The following is a 285-nucleotide window of genomic DNA, read 5'->3' as shown; positions in this document are numbered from 1 at the left end:
ACGATTCGCGAGGCGTCGATGATTTCCGGGCTTCCGGAGTCCACGCTGCGCTACTACGAGCAGAGCGGCATTATCGCTCCCATCACTCGCGACCAGAGTTCGGGGCATCGCGCCTAGGCCCTGCGTCTCGCTGCCAAAGCCGAATCCATTCGAATGCAGCAGGCGTACGTATCGTTCAAGACACTGTACTGGCGGGCTAAGGCTGAGGGGCGCGACGAGGAGGCGCAGCAGCTCATCGAAGAAAACCGGAACATCATCGAACAGGTGAAGCGCCTGCAAACCGAC

The 285-nt window shown here is 60.4% G+C and carries 1 protein-coding gene; it reads left to right on the top strand.

What is annotated here, in order from left to right; all coding sequences use genetic code 11:
- Nucleotides 1–3: 3 nt before the first annotated feature.
- On the top strand, nt 4–117 hold the full coding sequence (locus tag EIK80_RS27130) for a MerR family DNA-binding transcriptional regulator (protein ID WP_370450268.1): 114 nt from the start codon (nt 4–6) through the stop codon (nt 115–117).
- Nucleotides 118–285: the final 168 nt, after the last annotated feature.

Origin of the sequence: Caulobacter sp. 602-1, from assembly GCF_003931565.1 — a bacterium.
Taxonomy (GTDB): Bacteria; Pseudomonadota; Alphaproteobacteria; order Caulobacterales; family Caulobacteraceae; genus Caulobacter.
Note: the sequence above shows the minus strand (reverse complement) of the source record. Positions and strands in the feature narration are given on the sequence as shown.